Origin of the sequence: Nocardioides sp. GY 10127, from assembly GCF_004919085.1 — a bacterium.
Taxonomy (GTDB): domain Bacteria; phylum Actinomycetota; class Actinomycetes; order Propionibacteriales; family Nocardioidaceae; genus Nocardioides.
Window position 1 is genome coordinate 101,087 of record NZ_STGL01000002.1, and the last position, 20,562, is coordinate 121,648.

The 20,562-nt window shown below is 73.4% G+C and carries 20 protein-coding genes; 1 reads left to right on the plus strand and 19 read right to left on the minus strand.

Annotated features, from left to right (window positions below; translation table 11 throughout):
* Window positions 1-114: 114 nt before the first annotated feature.
* The 4 genes from E8D37_RS02235 to E8D37_RS02250 form a co-directional block, all read right to left on the minus strand.
* Window positions 115-954: an ATP-binding cassette domain-containing protein gene (locus E8D37_RS02235; RefSeq protein ID WP_136568151.1), complete on the minus strand. Its 840-nt coding sequence runs from the start codon at window positions 952-954 to the stop codon at window positions 115-117.
* Window positions 951-2,795 carry a dipeptide/oligopeptide/nickel ABC transporter permease/ATP-binding protein gene (locus E8D37_RS02240; protein WP_136568152.1) on the minus strand — a complete coding sequence of 615 codons (1,845 nt, stop codon included), beginning with the start codon at window positions 2,793-2,795 and terminating at the stop codon, window positions 951-953. The genes E8D37_RS02235 and E8D37_RS02240 overlap by 4 nt, the downstream gene beginning before the upstream one ends.
* On the minus strand, window positions 2,792-3,733 hold the full coding sequence (locus tag E8D37_RS02245; RefSeq protein ID WP_136568153.1) for an ABC transporter permease: 942 nt from the start codon (window positions 3,731-3,733) through the stop codon (window positions 2,792-2,794). The genes E8D37_RS02240 and E8D37_RS02245 overlap by 4 nt, the downstream gene beginning before the upstream one ends.
* Before the next feature lie 83 nt (window positions 3,734-3,816).
* Window positions 3,817-5,343: an ABC transporter substrate-binding protein gene (locus tag E8D37_RS02250; RefSeq protein WP_136568154.1), complete on the minus strand. Its 1,527-nt coding sequence runs from the start codon at window positions 5,341-5,343 to the stop codon at window positions 3,817-3,819.
* A gap of 344 nt (window positions 5,344-5,687) precedes the next feature.
* Here E8D37_RS02250 and E8D37_RS02255 point away from each other — a divergent pair, with 344 nt between their 5' ends.
* Window positions 5,688-6,254 (plus strand): TetR/AcrR family transcriptional regulator, encoded by a 567-nt coding sequence (locus E8D37_RS02255; RefSeq protein WP_206055528.1) that lies wholly within the window; start codon window positions 5,688-5,690, stop codon window positions 6,252-6,254.
* 60 nt (window positions 6,255-6,314) lie between these two features.
* Here the strand turns inward: E8D37_RS02255 and E8D37_RS02260 are convergent, their stop codons facing one another.
* From E8D37_RS02260 to E8D37_RS02330, 15 genes are all read right to left on the minus strand, one after another.
* The gene (locus tag E8D37_RS02260) at window positions 6,315-7,763 is read right to left on the minus strand and encodes an NAD(P)/FAD-dependent oxidoreductase (RefSeq protein WP_136568156.1); all 1,449 of its coding nucleotides are present in this window, start codon (window positions 7,761-7,763) and stop codon (window positions 6,315-6,317) included.
* Window positions 7,764-7,867: 104 nt separating this feature from the next.
* Window positions 7,868-8,272, minus strand: a complete 405-nt coding sequence (gene nusB / locus E8D37_RS02265; RefSeq protein ID WP_136568157.1) for a transcription antitermination factor NusB — start codon at window positions 8,270-8,272, stop codon at window positions 7,868-7,870.
* A 10-nt stretch (window positions 8,273-8,282) separates the two neighbouring features.
* Window positions 8,283-8,846 carry an elongation factor P gene (gene efp / locus E8D37_RS02270; RefSeq protein WP_136568158.1) on the minus strand — a complete coding sequence of 188 codons (564 nt, stop codon included), beginning with the start codon at window positions 8,844-8,846 and terminating at the stop codon, window positions 8,283-8,285.
* 100 nt (window positions 8,847-8,946) lie between these two features.
* On the minus strand, window positions 8,947-9,402 hold the full coding sequence (locus tag E8D37_RS02275) for a type II 3-dehydroquinate dehydratase (RefSeq protein ID WP_136568159.1): 456 nt from the start codon (window positions 9,400-9,402) through the stop codon (window positions 8,947-8,949).
* Entirely contained in the window at window positions 9,399-10,541 is a 1,143-nt protein-coding gene (gene aroB, locus E8D37_RS02280) for a 3-dehydroquinate synthase (RefSeq protein ID WP_136568160.1), read from the minus strand. Before aroB ends, E8D37_RS02275 begins: the two co-directional genes overlap by 4 nt.
* The gene (locus E8D37_RS02285; protein WP_136568410.1) at window positions 10,538-11,017 is read right to left on the minus strand and encodes a shikimate kinase; all 480 of its coding nucleotides are present in this window, start codon (window positions 11,015-11,017) and stop codon (window positions 10,538-10,540) included. The genes aroB and E8D37_RS02285 overlap by 4 nt, the downstream gene beginning before the upstream one ends.
* A gap of 41 nt (window positions 11,018-11,058) precedes the next feature.
* The gene (aroC, locus tag E8D37_RS02290; protein WP_206055529.1) at window positions 11,059-12,246 is read right to left on the minus strand and encodes a chorismate synthase; all 1,188 of its coding nucleotides are present in this window, start codon (window positions 12,244-12,246) and stop codon (window positions 11,059-11,061) included.
* 61 nt (window positions 12,247-12,307) lie between these two features.
* Entirely contained in the window at window positions 12,308-13,024 is a 717-nt protein-coding gene (locus E8D37_RS02295) for a prepilin peptidase (RefSeq protein ID WP_168929582.1), read from the minus strand.
* 4 nt (window positions 13,025-13,028) lie between these two features.
* Window positions 13,029-13,925 carry a shikimate dehydrogenase gene (locus tag E8D37_RS02300; protein WP_136568162.1) on the minus strand — a complete coding sequence of 299 codons (897 nt, stop codon included), beginning with the start codon at window positions 13,923-13,925 and terminating at the stop codon, window positions 13,029-13,031.
* Complete coding sequence (gene mltG / locus E8D37_RS02305) at window positions 13,912-15,111, minus strand: endolytic transglycosylase MltG (RefSeq protein ID WP_136568163.1); 1,200 nt, start codon at window positions 15,109-15,111, stop codon at window positions 13,912-13,914. Before mltG ends, E8D37_RS02300 begins: the two co-directional genes overlap by 14 nt.
* Window positions 15,108-15,578, minus strand: a complete 471-nt coding sequence (ruvX, locus tag E8D37_RS02310) for a Holliday junction resolvase RuvX (RefSeq protein WP_136568164.1) — start codon at window positions 15,576-15,578, stop codon at window positions 15,108-15,110. The genes mltG and ruvX overlap by 4 nt, the downstream gene beginning before the upstream one ends.
* 15 nt (window positions 15,579-15,593) lie before the next feature.
* Window positions 15,594-18,269, minus strand: coding sequence for an alanine--tRNA ligase (alaS, locus tag E8D37_RS02315; RefSeq protein WP_136568165.1), 2,676 nt, complete (start codon window positions 18,267-18,269; stop codon window positions 15,594-15,596).
* Entirely contained in the window at window positions 18,269-18,640 is a 372-nt protein-coding gene (locus tag E8D37_RS02320) for a DUF6167 family protein (protein ID WP_136568166.1), read from the minus strand. Before E8D37_RS02320 ends, alaS begins: the two co-directional genes overlap by 1 nt.
* Window positions 18,637-19,167 carry a hypothetical protein gene (locus tag E8D37_RS02325; RefSeq protein ID WP_136568167.1) on the minus strand — a complete coding sequence of 177 codons (531 nt, stop codon included), beginning with the start codon at window positions 19,165-19,167 and terminating at the stop codon, window positions 18,637-18,639. Before E8D37_RS02325 ends, E8D37_RS02320 begins: the two co-directional genes overlap by 4 nt.
* Window positions 19,168-19,199: 32 nt before the next feature.
* A complete protein-coding gene (locus E8D37_RS02330; RefSeq protein WP_240770140.1) occupies window positions 19,200-20,525 on the minus strand; it encodes a replication-associated recombination protein A in 1,326 nt (441 codons plus the stop codon).
* Window positions 20,526-20,562: the final 37 nt, after the last annotated feature.

Consider the following 20,562-nt stretch of genomic DNA (forward strand, 5'->3'; position numbering starts at 1 on the left):
TCGGGGCTGATCAGGGCTGACCTGACCTGGACGTGAGGGGGAAGAGGGGGGTTGCCGGGCGCGACGGGACGCCCGGCCGGGTTCAGGGGACCCGGCCGGGTGCCACGTCGGCGCTCACGCCTGGGCGGCGAGCTGGAGTCGCTCGGCCCGGCGGGCGGCCTGCCGGTCGGGGTCCGGCAGCGGGGCGGCCATGAACAGCCGCTGGGTGTAGGGGTGCTCGGGACGCGCGGTGACCTGGTCGCCGTCCCCGGACTCGACGATCTCGCCGCGGTACATCACGGCCACCCGGTGGCTGATGTGCCGCACGACCGCCAGGTCGTGGGAGACGAACAGGTAGGCGACGCCGGTCTGCTCCTGGATCTCGATGAGCAGCTCCAGCACCCGCGCCTGCGTGGACAGATCGAGCGCCGAGACCGGCTCGTCGCAGACGATGAGCGAGGGCCGCAGCGCGAGCGCCCGGGCGATCGCGATGCGCTGACGCTGGCCGCCCGAGAACTCCCGGGGGAGCCGGTGCGCGCTGTCGCCGGGGAGGCCGACGCGGTCGAGCAGCGTCCCCACGCGGGCCCGTGCCTCGGCGCCGGGGACGCCGGCGACCGAGAGCGGCTCGGTGAGGATCTGCTCGATGGTCATCGAGGGGTTCAGCGAGCCGTACGGGTCCTGGAAGACCACCTGGATCTCCGCGGAGAGAGGACGACGCTGGCGCCGCGAGAGGCCCTGGATCTCCTTGCCCCGGTAGCGGATCGTCCCGCCCGTGACCGGCGCGAGGCCGAGGATCGCCCGGCCCAGCGTCGTCTTGCCGGAGCCGGACTCCCCCACCAGGCCGACGCACTCGCCGGGCCGGATGTCGAGGCTGACGCCCTTGAGCGCCTTGAACGGCTTCTTGCCGAAGCCCTTGATCGGGTAGGTCACCTCGACGTCTCGGGCGTCGAGGAGCACCTCGGGCTGCTCGCTCACGCGTGCACCTCCTCGTTGTCGTCGGTGGCGTCGCCGGTGGTGCCGGCGGCAGGTGCGGCGGCAGGGGTGGCACCGAGCTCACCGCGCGGGTCGCCGTCCTCGAGGACGACGGCCTCGAGCAGCGCCCGGGTGTACTCGTGCCGCGGGTCGGTGAAGATGCCGCGCACCGGGCCCGTCTCGACGATCCGGCCGTGCTGCATGACCGAGACCCGGTCGCACAGGTCGGCGACGACGCCGAAGTTGTGGGTCACCATCAGCAGGCCCATGTCGCGCTCGGCCTGCAGGTCGCGCAGCAGGTCCAGCACCTCGGCCTGGACGGTGACGTCCAGGGCGGTGGTGGGCTCGTCCGCGATGAGCAGGTCCGGCTCGCACGAGACGGCGCCGGCGATGAGCACGCGCTGCGCCATGCCGCCCGAGACCTCGTGCGGGTAGGCCTTGTAGGTCCGCTCGGGGTCGGGGATGCCGACCCGGGCGAGCAGGGCCAGGGCCTTCTCCTTGGCCTCGGCCTTCGACATGCCCTTCGTGACGCGCATCGGCTCCGTGAGCTGGTAGCCGATGGTGAAGGACGGGTCGAGGTTGCTCATCGGCTCCTGCGGGATGTACGCCATCCGGACGCCGCGGAGCTTGCGCACCTCGGACTCCTTGAGCCCGGTGAGCTCGGTGCCGTCGAAGACGATGGAGCCACCGACGACCCGGCCGCCGGCCGGGAGCAGGCCCAGGACGCCGAACGCGGTCTGGGTCTTGCCCGAGCCCGACTCGCCGATGAGGCCGTGGACCTCGCCGCGTCGCACGTCCAGGTCGATGCCGTGGACGACGACCTTGGTCGAGCCGTCGCGCTGGGCGTAGCCCACCACGAGGTCGCGCACGGAGAGCAGGGTCTCGCCGCGCGGGCTGTGGGCGTCGTCCGGGTGCGTGGCGACCGTGTCGGCGCGCTCGACGACCGCGGCCGGGGCGTTGCGCCGGCGTCGCGGCTTGCGGGACTGCTCGAGCTCGTCGCGCATCGCGTTCGCCAGCAGCACCAGCGCGGTGCAGGTGATCGCGATGGCCAGCGACGGCCACAGCATGAGGATCGGCTCCTTGTAGATGTTCGCGAAGCCGTCGTTGAGCATGGAGCCCCAGGTCGGGGTCTCGGTGTCGCCGAGGCCCAGGAACTCCAGGCCGGACTGGATGGCCAGCGCGATGCCCATGATGATCGCGGACTGGATGATGACGGGGGCCCGGACGACGCGGAGGATGTGGCGGGCCACGATCCGCGGGTCCGACAGGCCCGACACCTTCGCCGCATCCACGTACAGCTCGGCCCGCACGGAGGTCACCGAGGCGTAGACCAGCCGGTAGTAGGCGGGCGCCATGAGGACGCCGAAGATCGCCATCGAGGTGAAGACCGAGGGCCCGAGGACGGCCCGCGCGGCGAGCAGCACGATCATGCCGGGCAGCGCCATGAGCAGCGACGTGAGCCAGCTGGAGACGGTGTCGAACCAGCCGCCGCGGTAGCCCGCGACGAGGCCGCCGGCCGTGCCGAGCACGAGCGCGACGATCAGGGCGACGAAGCCGGCCGCCACGCTGATCTGGGTGGAGACGAGCAGGCGCGAGAGGACGTCGCGGCCCGCGGAGTCACCACCGAGCAGGAGACCGTCGGTTCCCGGCGGGGCGAGGATGGTGCTGAGGGAGGCCGCGTCGGGGTCCTTCGGCGCCAGGAAGCTGCCGAAGAGCGCCACGAGGACGACGAGGAGCAGGATCACCAGCGAGACGAGGCCGGTGGGGTTGCGCAGCAGGCGGCCGGTGAGCGACACCTTCGCGGGCGTCGTGGCAGGGGCCGGGCTGACGGGGGTGCTGGTCACGAGAGCCTCACCTTCGGGTTGAGGTACGCCTGGGCGAGGTCGATGACGAGGTTCGTGACGACGACGATCACGGCCGTCACGATCACGAGGCCCATCACGACGGGGATGTCGCCCTGGCTGGTGGCGCTGACGGCGAGCTGGCCGATGCCGGGCAGGGCGAAGACCTGCTCGACGATGACCGCGCCGCCGAGGAGGCCGACGAACTGGACGGCGAGCACCGCGAGCGCGGGGCCGCCGGCGTTGCGCAGCACGTGCCGCACGACGATCCGACCGGTGGGCAGACCGCGGCTGCGCAGCGTTCGCACGTAGTCGCGGGCCAGCGCGTCGATGACGGCACCGCGGATCTGGGCGGCGACCGAGGCGATGACCGCCAGCGAGAGCGCCAGGACCGGCAGCGTCACCGACTGCAGCCAGCCCGACGCGGAGTCCGCGAAGGCGATGTAGCCCGTGGCGCGGAACCAGCCCAGGTCGATGGCGAAGAAGAGGACGAGCGCGAGGGCGACCAGGAAGCCCGGGACGGCGAAGCCGAGCACCGAGATCACCTGGACGACGCGGTCGACCCACCCGCCGCGCACCGCGGCGAGGACGCCGATCACGACGGAGACGATCGCGGCCAGCAGCGTGGCGCCGACGACGATCGAGAGCGTGACGGGCAGCCGCTGGCCCAGGGACTCGGAGACCAGCTGACCGCTGAACCACGACCGGCCGAAGTCGCCCGAGAGGGCGCTGCCGAGCCAGTCGGTGTACTGCGAGAACAGCGAGCGGTCGAGCCCGAGCTCGTGGGTCTTCTGCGCGACCGTGGCCTGGGTGGCGTTGACGCCCAGGATGCGGCGGGCGATGTCGCCGCCGCTGACGTAGAGCAGGGAGAACGCCACCGCGGAGATGACGAAGACGAGGACGACGCCGGAGACCAGGCGCCGCACGATGAAGGCCAGCAAGGGATCCTCGGTTCTTGCGGGGGTGGGCGGGGAGCGGGTCCCCGCCGCCGACCGGGGTCACCGGTCGGCGGCGGAGGCGTGACTCAGCTGGCGGGCTGGAAGTCGAAGAGGCTCGGGTAGGCGTTGGTGGTCGACATCGTCACCGTGGTGTTGGCGTCGGTGGCGAAGCTGCCCTGCACGCGGTAGAACGGCGCGAACCAGGCCTGCTCGACCAGGTACTTGTTCAGCTCGGCGGCCTTCGCCTCCTGGGTCGCGGTGTCGCCGTACTGGATCTCCTTGAGGAGCTTGTTCACCGTGTCGTCGGAGTAGTGGTACGGGTTGAACACGGCGGTCGGGGAGATCATGAACTGGATCAGCTGCCAGTCGGGGTTCTGCTCGAGCGGCATGTAGGACGCGACGTACTTCGGCGCGAGCAGGTCGGCGATGAAGTTCTCCACCGGGACCTCGGTGTACTTCACCGTGATGCCGACGTCGGCGAGCTCCTGCTTGATCAGCGTGTAGGTCGTGGCACCCAGCGCCGAGGCGCTCGGCATCTCGATGGTGACGCCGTCGGCGTAGCCGGCCTCGGCGAGCAGCTCCTTGGCCTTCTCCGGGTCGTAGGAGTAGTAGGAGTCCAGGCTCTCGTCGTAGGCGGCGGACGAGGCCGGGAACATCTGCTCCGTCACGGTGCCGTTGCCGTCCTGCAGCGCGGTGAGCAGGCCGGCGCGGTCGATGGCGTAGTTGATGGCCTGGCGGACCTTCACGTCGCCGAGCGCCTTGTTCTGGCTGCCGGCGCGGTCGAGGAGGAGGAGCCCGGCGACGTCGAGCTCGTTGGCGTTGACGGTCCAGCCGGCAGACTGCACCTCGTCGAGGCTGTCGTTGTTGACGAGCTTCACGCCGTTCGCCTCACCGGAGCGGACCGTGTTCAGCGCGGCCGTGGCGTCGGTGATGACGTTGATGGTGAGGTCGTCGTAGGTGACCGCGTCGGCGTTCCAGTAGTCCGGGTTCGCGGTGTAGACGTAGGTGGTGCCGGTGACGGACGCCTTGGTGTCGAGGACGTAGGGGCCGGAGCCGACGGGGTTGGTGTCGGCGTCGTCGGCCTTGAACATCGAGGCGGCCTCGATCAGGCCCGGGTCGCGGGTGAGGTAGTCGACGAGCGCGGGGTTCGGCTCGGCCATCTTCAGCACGACGGTGGTGTCGTCGGGCGTCGAGATGCCGGTGATGCCGGCGAGGTAGGAGGCGTCCGGGGAGGTGCCGGACTGGAAGCGCTCGAGGTTCTCCTTGACCAGCTTCGCGGTCAGGGTGGAGCCGTCGGTGAAGGTCACGTCGTCGCGCAGCGTCAGCGTGAGCTCGGTGTTGTCGTCGTTGTAGGAGTAGTCGGTGGCCAGCCAGGGCTCGACCTCCCCGTCCGCGGACATGTAGAGCAGGGTGTCGTAGCTCGCCTGGTAGAACGGCGACCGGTTGCCCCACTCGGCCTTGGAGACGTCCATGGAGGTGGGCGCCGCGACAGCGGTGAGGGTCAGCGACCCGCCGTCGGCGGAGGAGCTGTCGCTGCTGGAACCGCCGCCGCAGGCCGACAGGGTCAGCAGGGCGGTGACCGCCAGGGCGGCAGTGGCCTTGTAACGGAACATCGATGGTCCTTCGGTTCGGTGCGGTGCTCGGCATTCACCGCATGTGACGACGCACACTAACCCGAAACCCGAGTGGCTACTAGGTATTGATGCGACGGGCGCCACACTTTTACTCAAGCGGGGCCCTTGGTCCCCTTTCTGGACGACGTCCGTCGGATGGTGTGACCGCCCTCTCACGGACGGGGTAGCATCCTCCGCTCGGAGCGTGCGCAGTCTGCGCAGGCCTGACGTCAGAGAGGGTTCCCATGACCACCGGGACCGAGGCGGGAACGGCCTCACCCCGTCCGCGAGGAGGCGGCCGAGGAGGCCGCCGCGGCAGCTACGCGAAGTCCGCGGAGACGCGCGTGGCCATCCTGGACGCCGCGCTGGAGGTGTTCGCCGAGGGTGGCTACCGGGGCGGGTCGCTGAAGAGCGTCGCCGCCAAGGTCGGGATGAGCGAGGCCGGCCTGCTGCACCACTTCCCCAGCAAGGCGATGCTGCTCGCCGCCGTCCTCGAGCGCCGCGACGAGCTCTCCTTCGAGTACGTGCCGCTCGAGGCCACCGACGGCACCGAGGTGCTGGTGGGCCTGGTCCGGCTGGCGCGCTTCAACGCCCATCGGCGAGGCATCGTCGACCTGTACTGCACGCTGTCGGCCGAGGCGACGAGCAAGGACCACCCGGCCCACGACTACTTCGTCGAGCGCTACGCGTGGACGCGGCACACCCTCGGCCGCAGCTTCGCGAACCTGGAGGAGCGCGGTCTCCTGCGCGACGGCGTGGAGGCACCCTGGGCGACCGCCGCGATCATCGCCCTCATGGACGGTCTCCAGGTCCAGTGGCTGATGGACCCGGAGAGCGTCGACATGGCCGACTCCCTGCTGGAGTTCCTCGGCACCATCACCAGGGCCGACCTCTCCGCCGCGGCCGCCTGACCGTCTCGCTCTCTCTCTCCCCCCCCCAGGTCGGCCCAGGTCAGCCCAGGTCGGCCCAGGTCAGCTCAGGTCGTCCAGCGCCGAGCCGACCGCCCGGTGGAACGTCGGGTAGGCCAGGATCATCGAGCGCAGGGTCGCCACCGGCACCTCGGCGTGCACCGCGAGGGCCAGGAGCCCGAGCACCTCCCCGCCGGCCGGGCCGACCACGCAGGCCCCCACGAGGACGCCGCGCTCGGCGTCCTCGACCACCTTGACGAGCCCCCTGGCCCCGGGGCCGTGGGTGAAGCCCCGCGAGGACGCCTCCATGGCGGTCGAGCCCGTGCGCACCCGCAGCCCGACCGCGCGCGCGGCCGCCTCCGTGAGGCCCACCCCCGCCACCTCCGGGTCCGTGAACGTCACGTGCGGGACGGCGTGGTAGCGCGCGGGCTCGTGGTCCTGCTCCAGGACGTCGGCCAGGGCGATGCCCGACTGGTACATCGAGACGTGGGTGAACGCCCCGCGGCCGGTGACGTCGCCGACCGCCCAGAGCCCGGGGACGCCCCGCACCCGGCAGTGCTCGTCCACCTCGAGCGTCCTGGAGCCCGCGTCGAGACCGACGCTCGGGAGCCCCAGGTCGTCCAGGTTCGGCGTCCGTCCGGCGGCCAGCAGCAGCTGCTCGGCCTCCAGCACGCTGCCGTCGTCGAGCGTCAGCGAGAAGACCGTGCCGGCCTCCCCCGGCCCGTGCATCACCGAGGCCAGGGACCTGCCCGTGCGCACGTCCACCCCGTCGCCCACCCCGTCGCCCACCCCGCCGGTCAGGACGTCGGCCAGCACGGCCGCGGCCTCGGGCTCGTCGTTCGGGAGGAGCCGGTCACCGCGCTGCAGGAGCACCACCCGGGCGCCGAACCGCGCGAACACCTGCGCGAGCTCGACGCCGACAGGCCCGCCACCCACCACGACGAGCCGCGGCGGCACGGCACTCGCCCGGACCGCCTCTCGGTTCGTCCAGAACGGGGTCCCGGCCAGCCCCGGCACGTCCGGGACCGCCGGCCGCGTGCCGGGGTTCAGCACCACGCCGCGCCGGGCCCGCACGACCCGCTCCTCCCCGGACGGCGAGGTCAGCCGCACTGTGCGCTCCCCCGCGAGCCGCGCGGTCGCGTGCACCACCGTCGCCCCGGCCCGCTCGAGCCGCTCGACAGCGATCGTGTCGTCCCAGTCGGCCGTCGCCTCGTCGCGCACCCTGGTCGCCACGGGCGTCCAGGACGGCTCGACCTCCACGCGTCCGGACAGGGTGCCGGCCCGGCGGGCCTCGGCGAGAGCGTCAGCGGCACGCAGCATCATCTTCGAGGGGATGCAGCCGTAGTAGGGGCACTCCCCACCGACGAGGTGCCGGTCGACGGCCAGCACGTCGAGCCCGGCGGAGGCCGCCCCCGAGGCCAGGGACTCCCCGCCGGGGCCGAGGCCCACGACGACGAGGTCGACCTCCTGGTCGTGCTCGGCGGGCGGGGACGAGAGGGGGTCGGTGCTCATGCCCCCACCCTCCCCCGGCGGACGTCGCCGGACAACGCACGACGCCCCGCCCACCCGGGTGGGTGGACGGGGCGTCGGTGAGGCTGGTGGGGCGGCCGGCCGGCTCAGGCGTCAGCCGTGGCGCGCTGGACGGCGCCCAGCAGGCCGTTGACGAACTGCGGGCTCTCGTCGGTCGAGAGGTCGCGCACCAGGGTGACCGCCTCGGAGATCGCCACGGCCGCCGGGACGTCGTCCGCGTGCAGGATCTCGAAGACGGCCACGCGCAGGACGTTGCGGTCCACCGCGGGCATCCGCGACAGGGTCCAGCCGGTGGAGTGCGCCGAGATCATCGCGTCGATCTCCTCGGCGTGCTCGACCACCCCGCGCACGAGGACGCCGGTGTAGGGGTTGGTCGGGGCCTCGCCCTCGGCCACGGCCCGGTCGAGCGCCTCGACGGCGGACTCGCCGCGCAGCTCCGAGGCGAAGAGGAGGTCGAGCGCGCGCTTGCGCGCCTTGGTGCGTGCAGCCATCGAGTGGGGCTCAGCCCTTCACGCGGCCGAGGTAGGACGAGTCGCGCGTGTCGACCTTGACCTTCTCGCCCTGGTTGATGAACAGCGGGACCTGGATCTCGTGGCCGGTCTCCAGGGTGGCGGGCTTGGTGCGGCCCGTCGCGGAGTCGCCGGCGAGGCCGGGCTCGGTGAAGGTGATGACCATCTCGACGGAGGCGGGGAGCTCGACGAAGAGCACGCGGCCGTCGTTGGTGGCGACGATGGCCTCGTTGTTCTCGAGGAGGAAGTTCGCGGCGTCGCCGACGATCTCCGGGGCGACCTCGAGCTGCTCGTACGTGCTGGTGTCCATGAACACGTAGCTGGTGCCGTCGTTGTACAGGTACTGGTAGTTGCGACGGTCGACCGTGGCGGTCTCGACCTTGGTGCCGGCGTTGAAGGTCTTGTCGACGGTCTTGTTCGACTCGACGTTCTTCAGCTTGGTGCGCACGAACGCGGGGCCCTTGCCCGGCTTGACGTGCTGGAACTCGACGACGGACCAGAGCTGGCCGTCGATGTTGAGGACCATGCCGTTCTTGAGGTCGTTCGTGGTAGCCATGCGCTCGGGTGATTCCTGTCCGTGTTCAGGTGACGCGGGCGTGGCCCGCAGGGTTCGGGTGGGCACCGCCGCTCCTCGCGGGGCGCACCAGCGGGCGAGTCTACGTCCGAAGGGTGGCGGCGAGCACGTCGAGAGCCATCCGGTAGCCCTCGACCCCGTGCCCCTTGACGACCTCGAGGGCGTGCGGACGCACCACGGAGTGGTGCCGCCACGGCTCCGGGCGGGTCTCGGGGTCGGAGAGGTGCACCTCGACGAGCGGCGCCTCCAGCTGGGCGCAGGCGTCGTAGACGGCGTAGGAGTAGTGCGTCCAGGCGGCCGCGTTGAGGACGACGGGCACCTGCTCGTCGGCGGCGGCGTTGAGCCAGTCGACCATCACGCCCTCGTGGTTGGTCTGCCGTACCTCGACCGCGAGGCCCCGCTCGGCGCCCCACCGCTCGCACAGCGTCACGAGCTCGTCGTGGGTCGTCGTCCCGTAGATCTCGGGCTGACGCCTCCCCAGCCGCCCCAGGTTGGGGCCGTTGAGGACCAGGACGCGCCGGGCGTCCGGGTCGCTCACGCGTGCTCCCGCATGAGGGCGTCCGCGGCGCGCAGGTGCTCCTCGCTCGGGCCGGCGAGGATGCGGGGCCGACCGACGGCGTCGAGCACGACCAGGCGCAGCTGGTCCCCGCGGGTCTTCTTGTCCAGCCGCATGCCCACCAGCAGGTCGGCGAAGTCGGCCCCGTCGTAGCCGGTGGGGAGCCCGACCCGGCCGAACGCGGCCCGGTGCCGAGCGGCGGTGGCGTCGTCGAGGACGCCGGCCAGCCGGGCGACCTCGGCGACGTAGCAGCAGCCGATGGCCACCGCGTCGCCGTGCCGCATCCCGTAGTGCTCGGCGCGCTCGATCGCGTGCCCCATCGTGTGGCCGTAGTTGAGGGCCTCGCGGCCCGGGTGGGCGCCCGTGAGCTCCGAGCCGCCCGCCTCCTTGAGGTCACCCACGACCACGTCGACCTTCACGGCGACCGCTCGCTCGACCAGCTCCCGCAGGACGGGCCCGTCGGTGTCGAGCACCCGCTCGACGTCCGTGCCCTCGACGAGCTCGAGGATGCGCTCGTCGGCGATGAAGCCGCACTTCACGACCTCGCCCATGCCGGCGACGAGGTCGGCACGGGGCAGCGTGGCCAGCAGCGACAGGTCGCACAGGACCCCGGCCGGCTCGTGGAAGGCGCCGACGAGGTTCTTGCCGGCCTCGGTGTTGACGCCGGTCTTGCCGCCGACGGCCGCGTCCACCATGGCCAGCAGGGTCGTGGGCACGTGGACGACGGCCACGCCGCGCAGCCAGCACGCGGCGACCCAGCCGCCCAGGTCCGTGGTCGCGCCGCCGCCGAAGGTGACCACCGCGTCGGAGCGCGTGAAGCCGGCCTCGCCGAGGGCGTCCCAGCAGCGCGCGGCCACGGCCGGGGTCTTGCTCGGCTCACCGTCCGGCACGACGACCTCGGTGAGGCGGTAGGCGGCCGAGAGGGCCTCGCTGACCGGCCCGGCGAGCTCGCGCAGGGACTCGGCCACCACCAGGGCGACGCGGGTCGGTCGCTCGCCCAGGAGGCCGACGAGGCGGTCGGCGACACCGTGACCGATGACGACGTCGTAGGGCGAGGCCCCGCCCACGTGCAGGACGCGCGGCTCCACCGGGGCGGTGGTGGCGTGACCGGTGGTGCTCATCGTTCCTCCTGGAGCAGCGCGGCCACCTCGGCGGCGACCTCCTCGGGGGTGCGGCCGTCCGTGTCGACGCTGTGCCGCGCCACGGACTCGTAGACGGGGGTGCGCTCGTCGATCAGCTGCTTGACCCGGGCCCGCACGTTGCCCAGGAGCAGGGGCCGGGCGGTGCCCAGGCCGACGCGGCGGACCGCGTCGGTGAGCCCGACGCGAAGGAAGACGACGTCGTGGTCGGCCAGCAGCGCGCGGGTGGCCGGGTCCAGGACCGCTCCGCCGCCCAGGGCGAGGACGCCGTCGTGCTCGGCCAGGGCCGTGGCGACCGCGGCCCGCTCGAGCGCACGGAAGTGCGCCTCCCCGTCGTCCACGAAGATCTCGGAGATCTCCCGGCCCTCGGCGGCGACGATGTCGAGGTCGGTGTCGCGGACCTCGACGCCGAGCAGCCCGCCGAGCAGGCCCGCCACGGTGGTCTTGCCGGCACCCATCGTGCCGACGAGGACCGCGCGCGGGCGCACGGGCGCCTGGCTCACCGGTACCTCATCGCGTCCAGGTAGGAGCGGTGGTTGCGGGCCACCTCGGCGACCGAGTCCCCGCCGAACTTCTCGAGGACGGCGTCGGCGAGCACGAGCGCGACCATGGCCTCGGCGACGATGCCCGCCGCGGGGACGGCGCACACGTCGGAGCGCTGGTGGTGCGCCACGGCCTCCTCGCCGGTGGCCACGTCGACCGTGCGCAGCGCGCGCGGGACGGTGGCGATCGGCTTCATGGCCGCGCGCACGCGCAGGACCTCGCCGGTGCTCATGCCGCCCTCGGTGCCGCCGGAGCGGCCGGAGGTGCGGCGGATGCCGTCCGGGCCGGGCACGATCTCGTCGTGCGCCTGCGACCCGGGGGTCGAGGCCAGGGCGAACCCGTCACCGAGCTCGACGCCCTTGATCGCCTGGATGCCCATGAGGGCGCCCGCGAGGCGCGAGTCGAGGCGGCGGTCCCAGTGGACGTGGCTACCGAGGCCCGGGGGCACGTCGTGGACGACGACCTCGACGACGCCGCCGAGGGTGTCGCCCTCCGCGTGGCCGCGGTCGATCCGCTCCACCATGAGCTTGGCGGTGTCGGCGTCCCAGCAGCGCACGGGGTCCGCGTCCAGCGCGGCGACGGTCTCCGCCGAGGCATCCGGCGGCACGGTGCCGTCGGGGACGCGCACGCCGGCGATCTCGGTGACGTGCGAGAGCAGCGTGATGCCGACGGCCTGCTCGAGGAAGTTGCTGGCGACGCGACCCAGCGCCACCCGGGCGGCGGTCTCGCGGGCGGAGGCCCGCTCGAGGATCGGCCGGGCCTCCTCGAAGTCGTACTTCTGCATCCCGACGAGGTCGGCGTGGCCGGGCCGGGGCCGCGTGAGCGGGGCGTTGCGGGCCAGGCCGGCGAGCACCTCGGGGTCGACCGGGTCGGGAGACATGACCTGCTCCCACTTGGGCCACTCGGTGTTGCCCACCTCCAGCGCGACGGGGCCGCCGAGCGTCTCGCCGTGGCGGACGCCCCCGGAGATGGTCACCTGGTCCTGCTCGAACTTCATCCGCGCGCCCCGGCCGTAGCCGAGGCGGCGGCGGGCCAGGGAGTCGGCGATGTCGTCGGAGGTGACCCGGACGTGGGCAGGCAGACCCTCGAGGATCGCCATGAGGGACGGTCCGTGGGACTCCCCCGCAGTGAGCCAGCGCAGCATGGGGCCAGTGTTTCACGGGTCACCCGACACCCCCGAGCCGCCGTCGCCCCGCGAGACCGCCCTACCAGGCGCCGCCGCCGAGCAGACCGCCGACGAGCGCCCCCACGAGCGCCCCGGCGAGCAGGCCCGGCCCCAGCGGGAGGTGGCTGCGCAGCACGCCCCGGCGACGCGCCGCGACCGCCCGCGCCACCCCCACGACGCCGACGGCGGCGAAGCCCAGCCAGAGCCCCAGCAGCAGCTCGCGCGGGCCGAGCCGCGCGAGCGGCAGCCCGAGGAGGAGGGCCAGCCGGACGTCCCCGAACCCGAGCCCGGCGGGGGCGACGCGCCAGAGCAGCCAGAACACGCCCCGGGCCACGAGCGCCAGGGCGACGACCACGGCGACCAGGCGGCCGTGGCCGGCGACGAGCCACTCCAGCACGGCCACGAGCAGGACGACCCCGGTGGCCGGCAGGACCAGCACGCGCGGCAGCAGCCGGGTGCGGGCGTCGACCACCGCGAGCGTCACGCCGACCGGGACCACCGGCAGCACCCACCACAGCGGCCAGCCGGGGCCCAGACGCAGGGCGAGGGCGGCGGCCGCCGCCGCCGCGGCGACGCCGCACCACGGGGCGAGGTGTCGTGCGTCGGCCACCTGCTCCCAGGACGGTCGCGGCGGGTCGTCCGGGTGGGGCGCGGTCGTCGGCTCGGGCAGCCGGCGCACCACCCGGGGTGTCGCCGTCCCGAGGACCCCGCAGACCAGGGCGGCGACCAGGGCGGTCAGCAAGGTCGTCGCCGCCACGGACTCAGGCCCGTCCGGCCCGGCGCGCGGCGACGGCCGCCTCCCCCGCCGCACGCATGGCGGCGAGGGGTCCGGGCACCCCGGTGAACTGCTCGAACTGGAGCACCGCCTGGTGCACCAGGAGGTCGAGGCCGGTCACGAGGACGCTTCCCGCGGCCTCGGAGGCGGCCGCCAGCGGTGTCGGCCAGGGGTCGTAGACGACCTCGAAGACGACGGGCGCCTCGGCGCGCGCGCACTGGCGGGCGTCCTGGGCGGCGGCCGGGATCGTGGACACCAGGACGTCGGCCGGGGCGGCCGCGTCGAGACCGACCGCCTCGACGTCCACCGCCGGGGCGTAGGCGCGGACGGCGGCGACGGTCTCGGCCGCGCGTTCGGGCGAGCGGACGAGGAAGCGCACCGAGGCCGCCCCCAGGTCGGTGAGCGCCAGCGCGACCGAGGCGGCGGTCGCTCCCCCACCCAGCACGGCGACCGTGCCCACCGGGCCGCCCCACCGCTCGCGGACGGCGGCCGCGGCACCGGGCAGGTCGGTGTTGTCCAGGGCGACCGTGCCCGCGCCGTCCGCCCGCACCCAGGTGTTCGCCCCGCCGGCGGCCGCCGCGTGGGCGCTGACGTCCCAGCCCCGCGCGCGGCCCAGCGCCAGCAGCTCGCGCTTGAGCGGCATCGTGACCGAGAGGCCGCGCACGTCCGCGGGCAGCGCGTCCAGGAAGCCTGCGAGCGTCCCCTCGGGCACTCGGTGGTGCTCGTAGCCCCAACCGGTCAGACCGGCGGCCTCGTACCCCGCGCGGTGCAGCACCGGCGAGAGCGAGTGGGCCACGGGGTCGCCGATGACCAGGGCGCGTCCGGTGCCCGCCGGGGCAGGCGCGGCGACGGGTGCAGCGGAGGTCGGCTCAGCAGGAGTCATGGGTCGAGCAGTACTCCTTGGCCTTCGCCACGTTCTTGAGGTGCTCGGCGTAGGTGTCGGCGAACAGCGTCTTGCCCGAGGCGAAGTCCGGCACGAAGTACAGCCAGTCGCCCTGCGCCGGGTTGAGGGCCGCGCGGATGCTGACCTTGCCCGGGGAGCCGATCGGCCCCGGGGGCAGCCCGGTGTGCTGGTAGGTGTTGTAGAGCGAGTCGTCCTCGCGCTCCTCGGCGGTCGTCCACACGTCCCCGGAGCGGCCGCTGACGTAGCTGACGGTCGAGTCGAGCTGGAGCGCCATCCCGATGTCGAGGCGGTTGTAGATGACCCGCGCGACCTTGGCGTAGTCGGACTTGTTGTTGGCCTCGTACTCGAGGATCGAGGCCACGGTGATGACGTCGTGGGCCGAGAGGCCGAGCTTCGCCGCCTTCGCCTCGATGTCGAGCTCCTTCTCGACCGCCACCGTCTCGGAGACCATCTCGGTGAGCAGGCTCTTGGCCGTCGTCGCCGGGGTGATCGTGTAGGTGGCGGGGAACAGGTAGCCCTCGGGGTTGCCGTCCGCCTCAGCGGGGAGGCCGATGCTGTCGGGGTCGGAGAGCAGCGCGTCGAGCTGCTTCTTCGTGAAGTCGGTGTCGGCGACCAGCGTCTTGACGATGTCCCGGACGCGCGAGCCCTCGGGGATGGTGACCGTGGTGCCGACCAGGTTGTCGGGGTCCGCGAGCAGCGCGATGGCGTCGGCGGCGGCCATCTGCTTCTTCAGCTCGTAGTAGCCGACCTGGATGCCCGAGGAGTCCGCGTTCGCGTTCGCGGCGTCGATGCAGGCGTCGACGGAGGCCACCACGTCGTCGGCCTTGAGCTCGCGGCAGATGTCGGTCGCGGTGTCGCCCGAGGCGACCTCGAACTCGACCTTGCCGGTGCCCGGTCCGGAGTAGTCCGCGGGGTCGGCCATGAGGTCGCGCAGGTACTGCGTGCCCCGGTCCACCGCGAACCAGCCCCCCACGCCCACGAGGGCGAGCACGACGAGCACCGCGATGCAGCCCGGGGCACGGCTCTTCCGCTTGCGACGCCGACCACCGGGGTTCGCCGGGGCCGGCGTCTCCTCCTCGGCCGTCGCGACGGGCGCGCCCTCCGCGGCGGTCCCGAGGAAGCCCTCGGAACCCGCCTCCTGGGGGTCGTGCTCGTGCTGGGTCATGCAGGCTCCTCGACGATCTCGCCCGGCGGTGTGCCGGTGGCACGCTCGGTGTCCAGCGCGTGCTGGAGGATGACGACCGCGGCGGCCTGGTCGACGACCGCGCGGCGGTTGCTGCCCTTGCGGCCTCGGTCGCGGAGCATAGCCTCCGCGGAGACCGTGCTGAGCCTTTCGTCGACCAAGCGGACCGGAACAGGGGAAAACTTCACCGCCAGCTGCCCGGCGAACTCCCGGACCTTGGCCGCGGCAGGGCCCTCGTCGCCACCCAGCGAGCGCGGCAGGCCGACGACCACCTCGAGCAGGACGGACTCCTCCTCGATCTCCCGACCGATCCGGCGCAGCCGGGCCAGGTCCCCCTTGCCCCGCTTGACCGTCTCGACCGGGGTCGCCAGGAACCCGGACGGGTCGCTGCGGGCGACGCCGATCCGGGCGTCACCCGGATCGACGCCCAGCCTCACACCGGTGCGCACCGCTCGCTCCGCGCCTCAGGCGCCGACGGCCTTGCCGACCTCGGCCGCCACGAGGCCCAGGGCCTCGTCCACGCGACCGACCTCGGTGCCGCCGCCCTGGGCCATGTCCGGCTTGCCGCCGCCCTTGCCGCCGAGCACCGGGGCGAGGACCTTCACCAGGTCCCCCGCCTTCAGCCCGCGGGCGCGCGCCTCGTCGTTGGTGGCGGCCACGAGGGCCACCTTGCCGTCGGCGACGCCGACGACCACCACGACGCTCGGCTCGCCCTGCGGCAGCCGGTTGCGCACGTCCGTGGCGAGGGTGCGGACGTCGCCGCCCGCCGCCCCGTCGGCGCGGTGGGCCACCACGTTGACCGGGCCGACCTTGACGGCCCCCCGGGCCACGTCGCCGGCCGCCGCGAGGAGCTGGGCCACGCGGACCTTCTCGATCTCCTTCTCCGCGGAGCGCAGGCGCTCGACGAGGTCGCCGACCCGGCCCACGAGGTCGTCCGGCTGCGCCTTGAGCATCCCGGTCAGCTCCGCGACGACGTCACGCTCGCGCGCAAGGTAGCGGAAGCCCTCGACACCGGTGAACGCCTCGACGCGCCGGTTGCCCGAGCCGACGGACGCCTCGCCGGTGACGACGATCGTGCCGACCTGGCTGGAGTGCTCGACGTGCGTGCCGCCGCAGAGCTCGCGCGACCACGGGCCGCCGATCTCCACCACGCGCACCTTGGAGTCGTCGTAGGTCTCGCCGAACAGGGCGATGGCGCCCCAGTCCTTCGCCTCGGGCAGCGTCATGTACTGCCACGAGACGGGCAGGTCCGCGCGCAGCGCCTCGTTCGAGACGGACTCGACGTCCTTGACCTGCTCGGGCGTGAGCGCCTGCGTCCAGCCGAAGTCGAGGCGCAGGTAGCCGGGGCGGTTGTAGGAGCCGGACTGGAGGGCGGTGGGGCCGAGCACCTCGCGCAGGGCCGCGTGGACGACGTGGGTGCCCGAGTGCGCCTGGCGCGCGCCGGTGCGCCAGTCGGCGTCCACGGCCGCGTGGACGCTGGCGTCCAGGGCCAGCTCGCCCTCGGTCACGCGGACCTGGTGGACCACGAGCCCGCGCACCGGGCGCTGGACGTCCAGCACCTCCAGGCTGCCGCCGTCGAAGGTGAGCGTGCCCGCGTCGGCCACCTGGCCGCCGGACTCCGCGTAGAAGGGGGTCCGGTCGAGGACGACCTCGCCGACCTGGCCGGCCGAGAGCACCGGGGTGGCCTCGCCGCCGCTGACGAGCGCGACCACGCGCGACTCCGTCTCCAGCGTCGAGTACGCCAGCCACTCCGTGGGCCCGAGCTCGTCGAGCACGCCGCGGTAGACGTGGGTGTCCGCGTGCTGGCCCTTCTTGGCCTTGGCGTCGGCCTTCGCCCGCGCCCGCTGCTCGGCCATGAGCGCGCGGAAGCCGTCCTCGTCGACGCTGAGGCCGGCCTCGGAGGCCATCTCGAGGGTGAGGTCGATCGGGAAGCCGTAGGTGTCGTGCAGCGCGAACGCCTGCGCCCCGGCCAGCGTGCTGCCACCGGAGGACTTCACCTGGTCGGCGGCGTTGTCGAAGATCTGGGTGCCGGCCGCGAGCGTCTTGCGGAACGCGTCCTCCTCGGCGTAGGCCACGCGGGAGATGCGCTCCCACCCGGTCTCCAGCTCGGGGTAGGACGCCTTCATGCGGTCCCGGCTCACCGGCATCAGCTCGGCGAGGGCCCGGCCCTCGTAGCCGAGCAGCCGCATGGAGCGGACGGCGCGGCGCAGGAGCCGGCGCAGGACGTAGCCGCGGCCCTCGTTGCCCGGGGTCACGCCGTCGTTGATGAGCATCATGGCCGAGCGCACGTGGTCGGCGACGACGCGGAACCGCACGTCGTCGGTCGCGTCGGCGCCGTAGGCGCGCCCGGTGAGCTGCGAGGCCTTCTCGATGACGGGGAAGACCTCGTCGATCTCGTACATGTTCTGCTTGCCCTGGAGCAGGTACGCGACCCGCTCCAGGCCCATGCCGGTGTCGATGTTCTTCGCCGGGAGCGGGCCCTCGACGTCGAAGTCGGCCTTGGACCGGACGGTGGAGAGGGACTCCTGCATGAAGACGAGGTTCCAGATCTCCAGGAACCGGTCCTCGTCGGCGTTCGGGCCGCCGTCGGGGCCGTACTCGGGGCCGCGGTCGACGTAGATCTCCGAGCAGGGGCCACCCGGGCCGGGCACGCCCATGTTCCAGTAGTTGTCCTCGAGGCCGCGCTCCTGGATGCGCTCGTAGGGGAGCCCGGCGATGGTGTGCCACAGCTCCTTGGCCTCGGTGTCGCTCGGCAGCACCGTCACCCAGATCTTCTCGGGGTCGAAGCCCAGGCCGCCGTCGTCGACGCTGCCGGTGACCAGCGTCCAGGCGAACCGGATCGCGCCTTCCTTGAAGTAGTCGCCGAAGGAGAAGTTGCCGCACATCTGGAAGAACGTGCCGTGGCGGGTCGTCTTGCCGACCTCCTCGATGTCGAGGGTGCGCACGCACTTCTGCACGCTGGTCGCGCGGTTCCACTGGGGCGTCTCCTGGCCGAGGAAGTACGGCTTGAAGGGCACCATGCCGGCATTGACGAACAGCAGGTTCGGGTCGTCGAGCAGCAGGGAGGCGGACGGGACGACCGTGTGTCCGTTCTTCTCGAAGTGGGCGGTGAAACGCCGCCGGATCTCCGCGGTCTCCATCAGTCGGTGCCTCTCTCGTTCAGGGTCTGCTGCCTGGTCTGCTGGCTGGTCTGCTGCGTGGGTGCGACGTCGGGCGCCGCGGTGGGGGTGGTGGCGGGGCGAGCGGGGAGCTGCGCCGGACGCCGGCCACCGGCCGTCCGGCCGAGGGTCCGGGCCCCATCAGGCGGCACCCCGAGCCGCTCGCGCAAATCGGTTTCCGCCTCGGCCCGGCCCTGGGCGACCTCGTCGCGGAGCATCCGCGCCCCCACGGCGAGCCCGGCGAGCCGGTCCCGGAGCCCGTCCGCGGTGAGGGCCTCGGCGACGCGGCGGGCGCGCACGACCGCCCACGCCCCCGCTCCGGCCCCGGCGACGAACCAGAGGCCGCGGCTCATGCGGCGGACCCCGCCGCGTCTCCCCCGGCGGCCCGCTCGCGCGCCGCCCAGGCGCGCCTCGCCAGCCTGGTCTCGACCTTCCGCTGCTTGCGGGCCCGGCGCACCTCCCGGCGCACCTCGGCCCGGATGCGGTAGCGCGTCTCGGGCGCCAGCGCCCGGCGCAACCCGGCGGCCAGCGAGCCGGCCTGCACGGCGGCCTCGCGCAGCACCAGGTCGGCGAAGAGGGGCGCGTCGACGACGGGGGCGTCCGGTGCGGGCTCCTCGCGCTGCGTGCCCAGGTCGGTGATGAGGAACGGGTCGGCGGCGCGGGCGGACGCCGCGGCGTCCGCCTTCTCCTGCGCGAGCCGTCGCGTGCGCTCGTCGTCCAGGCGGACGGCGAGCGCCTCCACGGCGTCCTGGGCCCGCCGGGCCTGCGCCCGTACCCGCCCCAGCCCGACGGCCAGGAGCACGACGGCGACGCCGAGCAGCGCCACGAGCGCGAGCGCGCCCACGGCGGCCCAGGCGGGCATGCTCCAGTCCCCGGTCATGGGGCGACCCTACCTGCCCCGCCGGACGCGGCTCACGACCGCCCGCCGCCGCGGATGATCCGGCGGACCCGCTCCCAGCGCTCCTTCAGCGCCGCCTCGGCACCGATCTCCTTGGGCTGGTAGTAGCGGGCGTCGGCCACCACGTCGGGGGCGTACTGCTGCTCGGCGATGCCGAAGGGCGCGTCGTGGCTGTAGGTGTAGGTCGACCCGTGGCCCAGCTTCTTGGCCCCCGCGTAGTGCGCGTCGCGCAGGTGGGCCGGCACGGGGCCGACCTTGCCCGCGCGGACGTCCGCCTGCGCCGAGAACAGGGCGGTGGTCACCGCGTTCGACTTGGGCGCCGTGGCCAGGGCGATGGTCGCCTGGGCGAGGTTGAGCCCGGCCTCCGGCATCCCGATGAGCTGGACGGCCTGGGCCGCGGCCACGGCGGTCGGCAGGGCGGTGGGGTCGGCCAGACCGATGTCCTCGCTGGCGAGGATCACCAGCCGACGCGCGATGAAGCGCGGGTCCTCCCCCGCCTCGATCATCCGGGCGAGGTAGTGCATGGCGGCGTCGGCGTCGGAGCCGCGCACGGACTTGATGAACGCGCTGGTGACGTCGTAGTGCTGGTCGCCCTGGCGGTCGTAGCGCACCGCGGCCGTGTCGACGGCGGTCTCCGCCGTCTCCAGGTCGATGACGTCGCTGCCGCGCCCCGCGGCGGCGCCCGCGGCCGCCTCCAGGTACGTCAGCGACCGCCGGGCGTCACCGCCGGCGAGCCGCACGAGGTGCTCGGCGGCGTCCTGCTCGAGCGTGAACCGGCCGGCGAGACCGCGCTCGTCCACGAGGGCCTGCTCCACCACCCGCAGGACGTCCTCGTCGGTGAGCGACTCCAGGCGCAGGAGCAGGCTGCGTGAGAGCAGCGGCGAGATGACGGAGAAGAAGGGGTTCTCCGTGGTGGCGGCGACGAGCGTGACCCACCGGTTCTCCACGCCGGGGAGCAGGGCGTCCTGCTGGGCCTTGGAGAAGCGGTGGACCTCGTCGACGAACAGGACGGTCTCCTGCCCCCCGCGCACCAGCTCGGAGCGGGCGCCGTCGATGGCGGCCCGCACCTCCTTGACCCCCGCGGTGACGGCGGAGATCTCCACGAAGCGGCGCGAGGTCTGCCGGGAGACGATCGAGGCGATCGTCGTCTTGCCCGTGCCGGGCGGGCCCCACAGGAGCAGGGACAGCGAGCGCTGGTCGTCGATGAGCTGGCGCAGCGGGCTGCCGGGGGCGCGCAGCTGCGGCTGGCCCACCAGCTCGTCCAGGGTGCGCGGACGCATCCGCACCGCGAGCGGTGCGGAGGCACTGGTGTTCACGGCCAGGGAGCCGCCCCCGGTCACGGGGGCGGCTCCTGGGACGTCGAACAGGCCGGCGGCG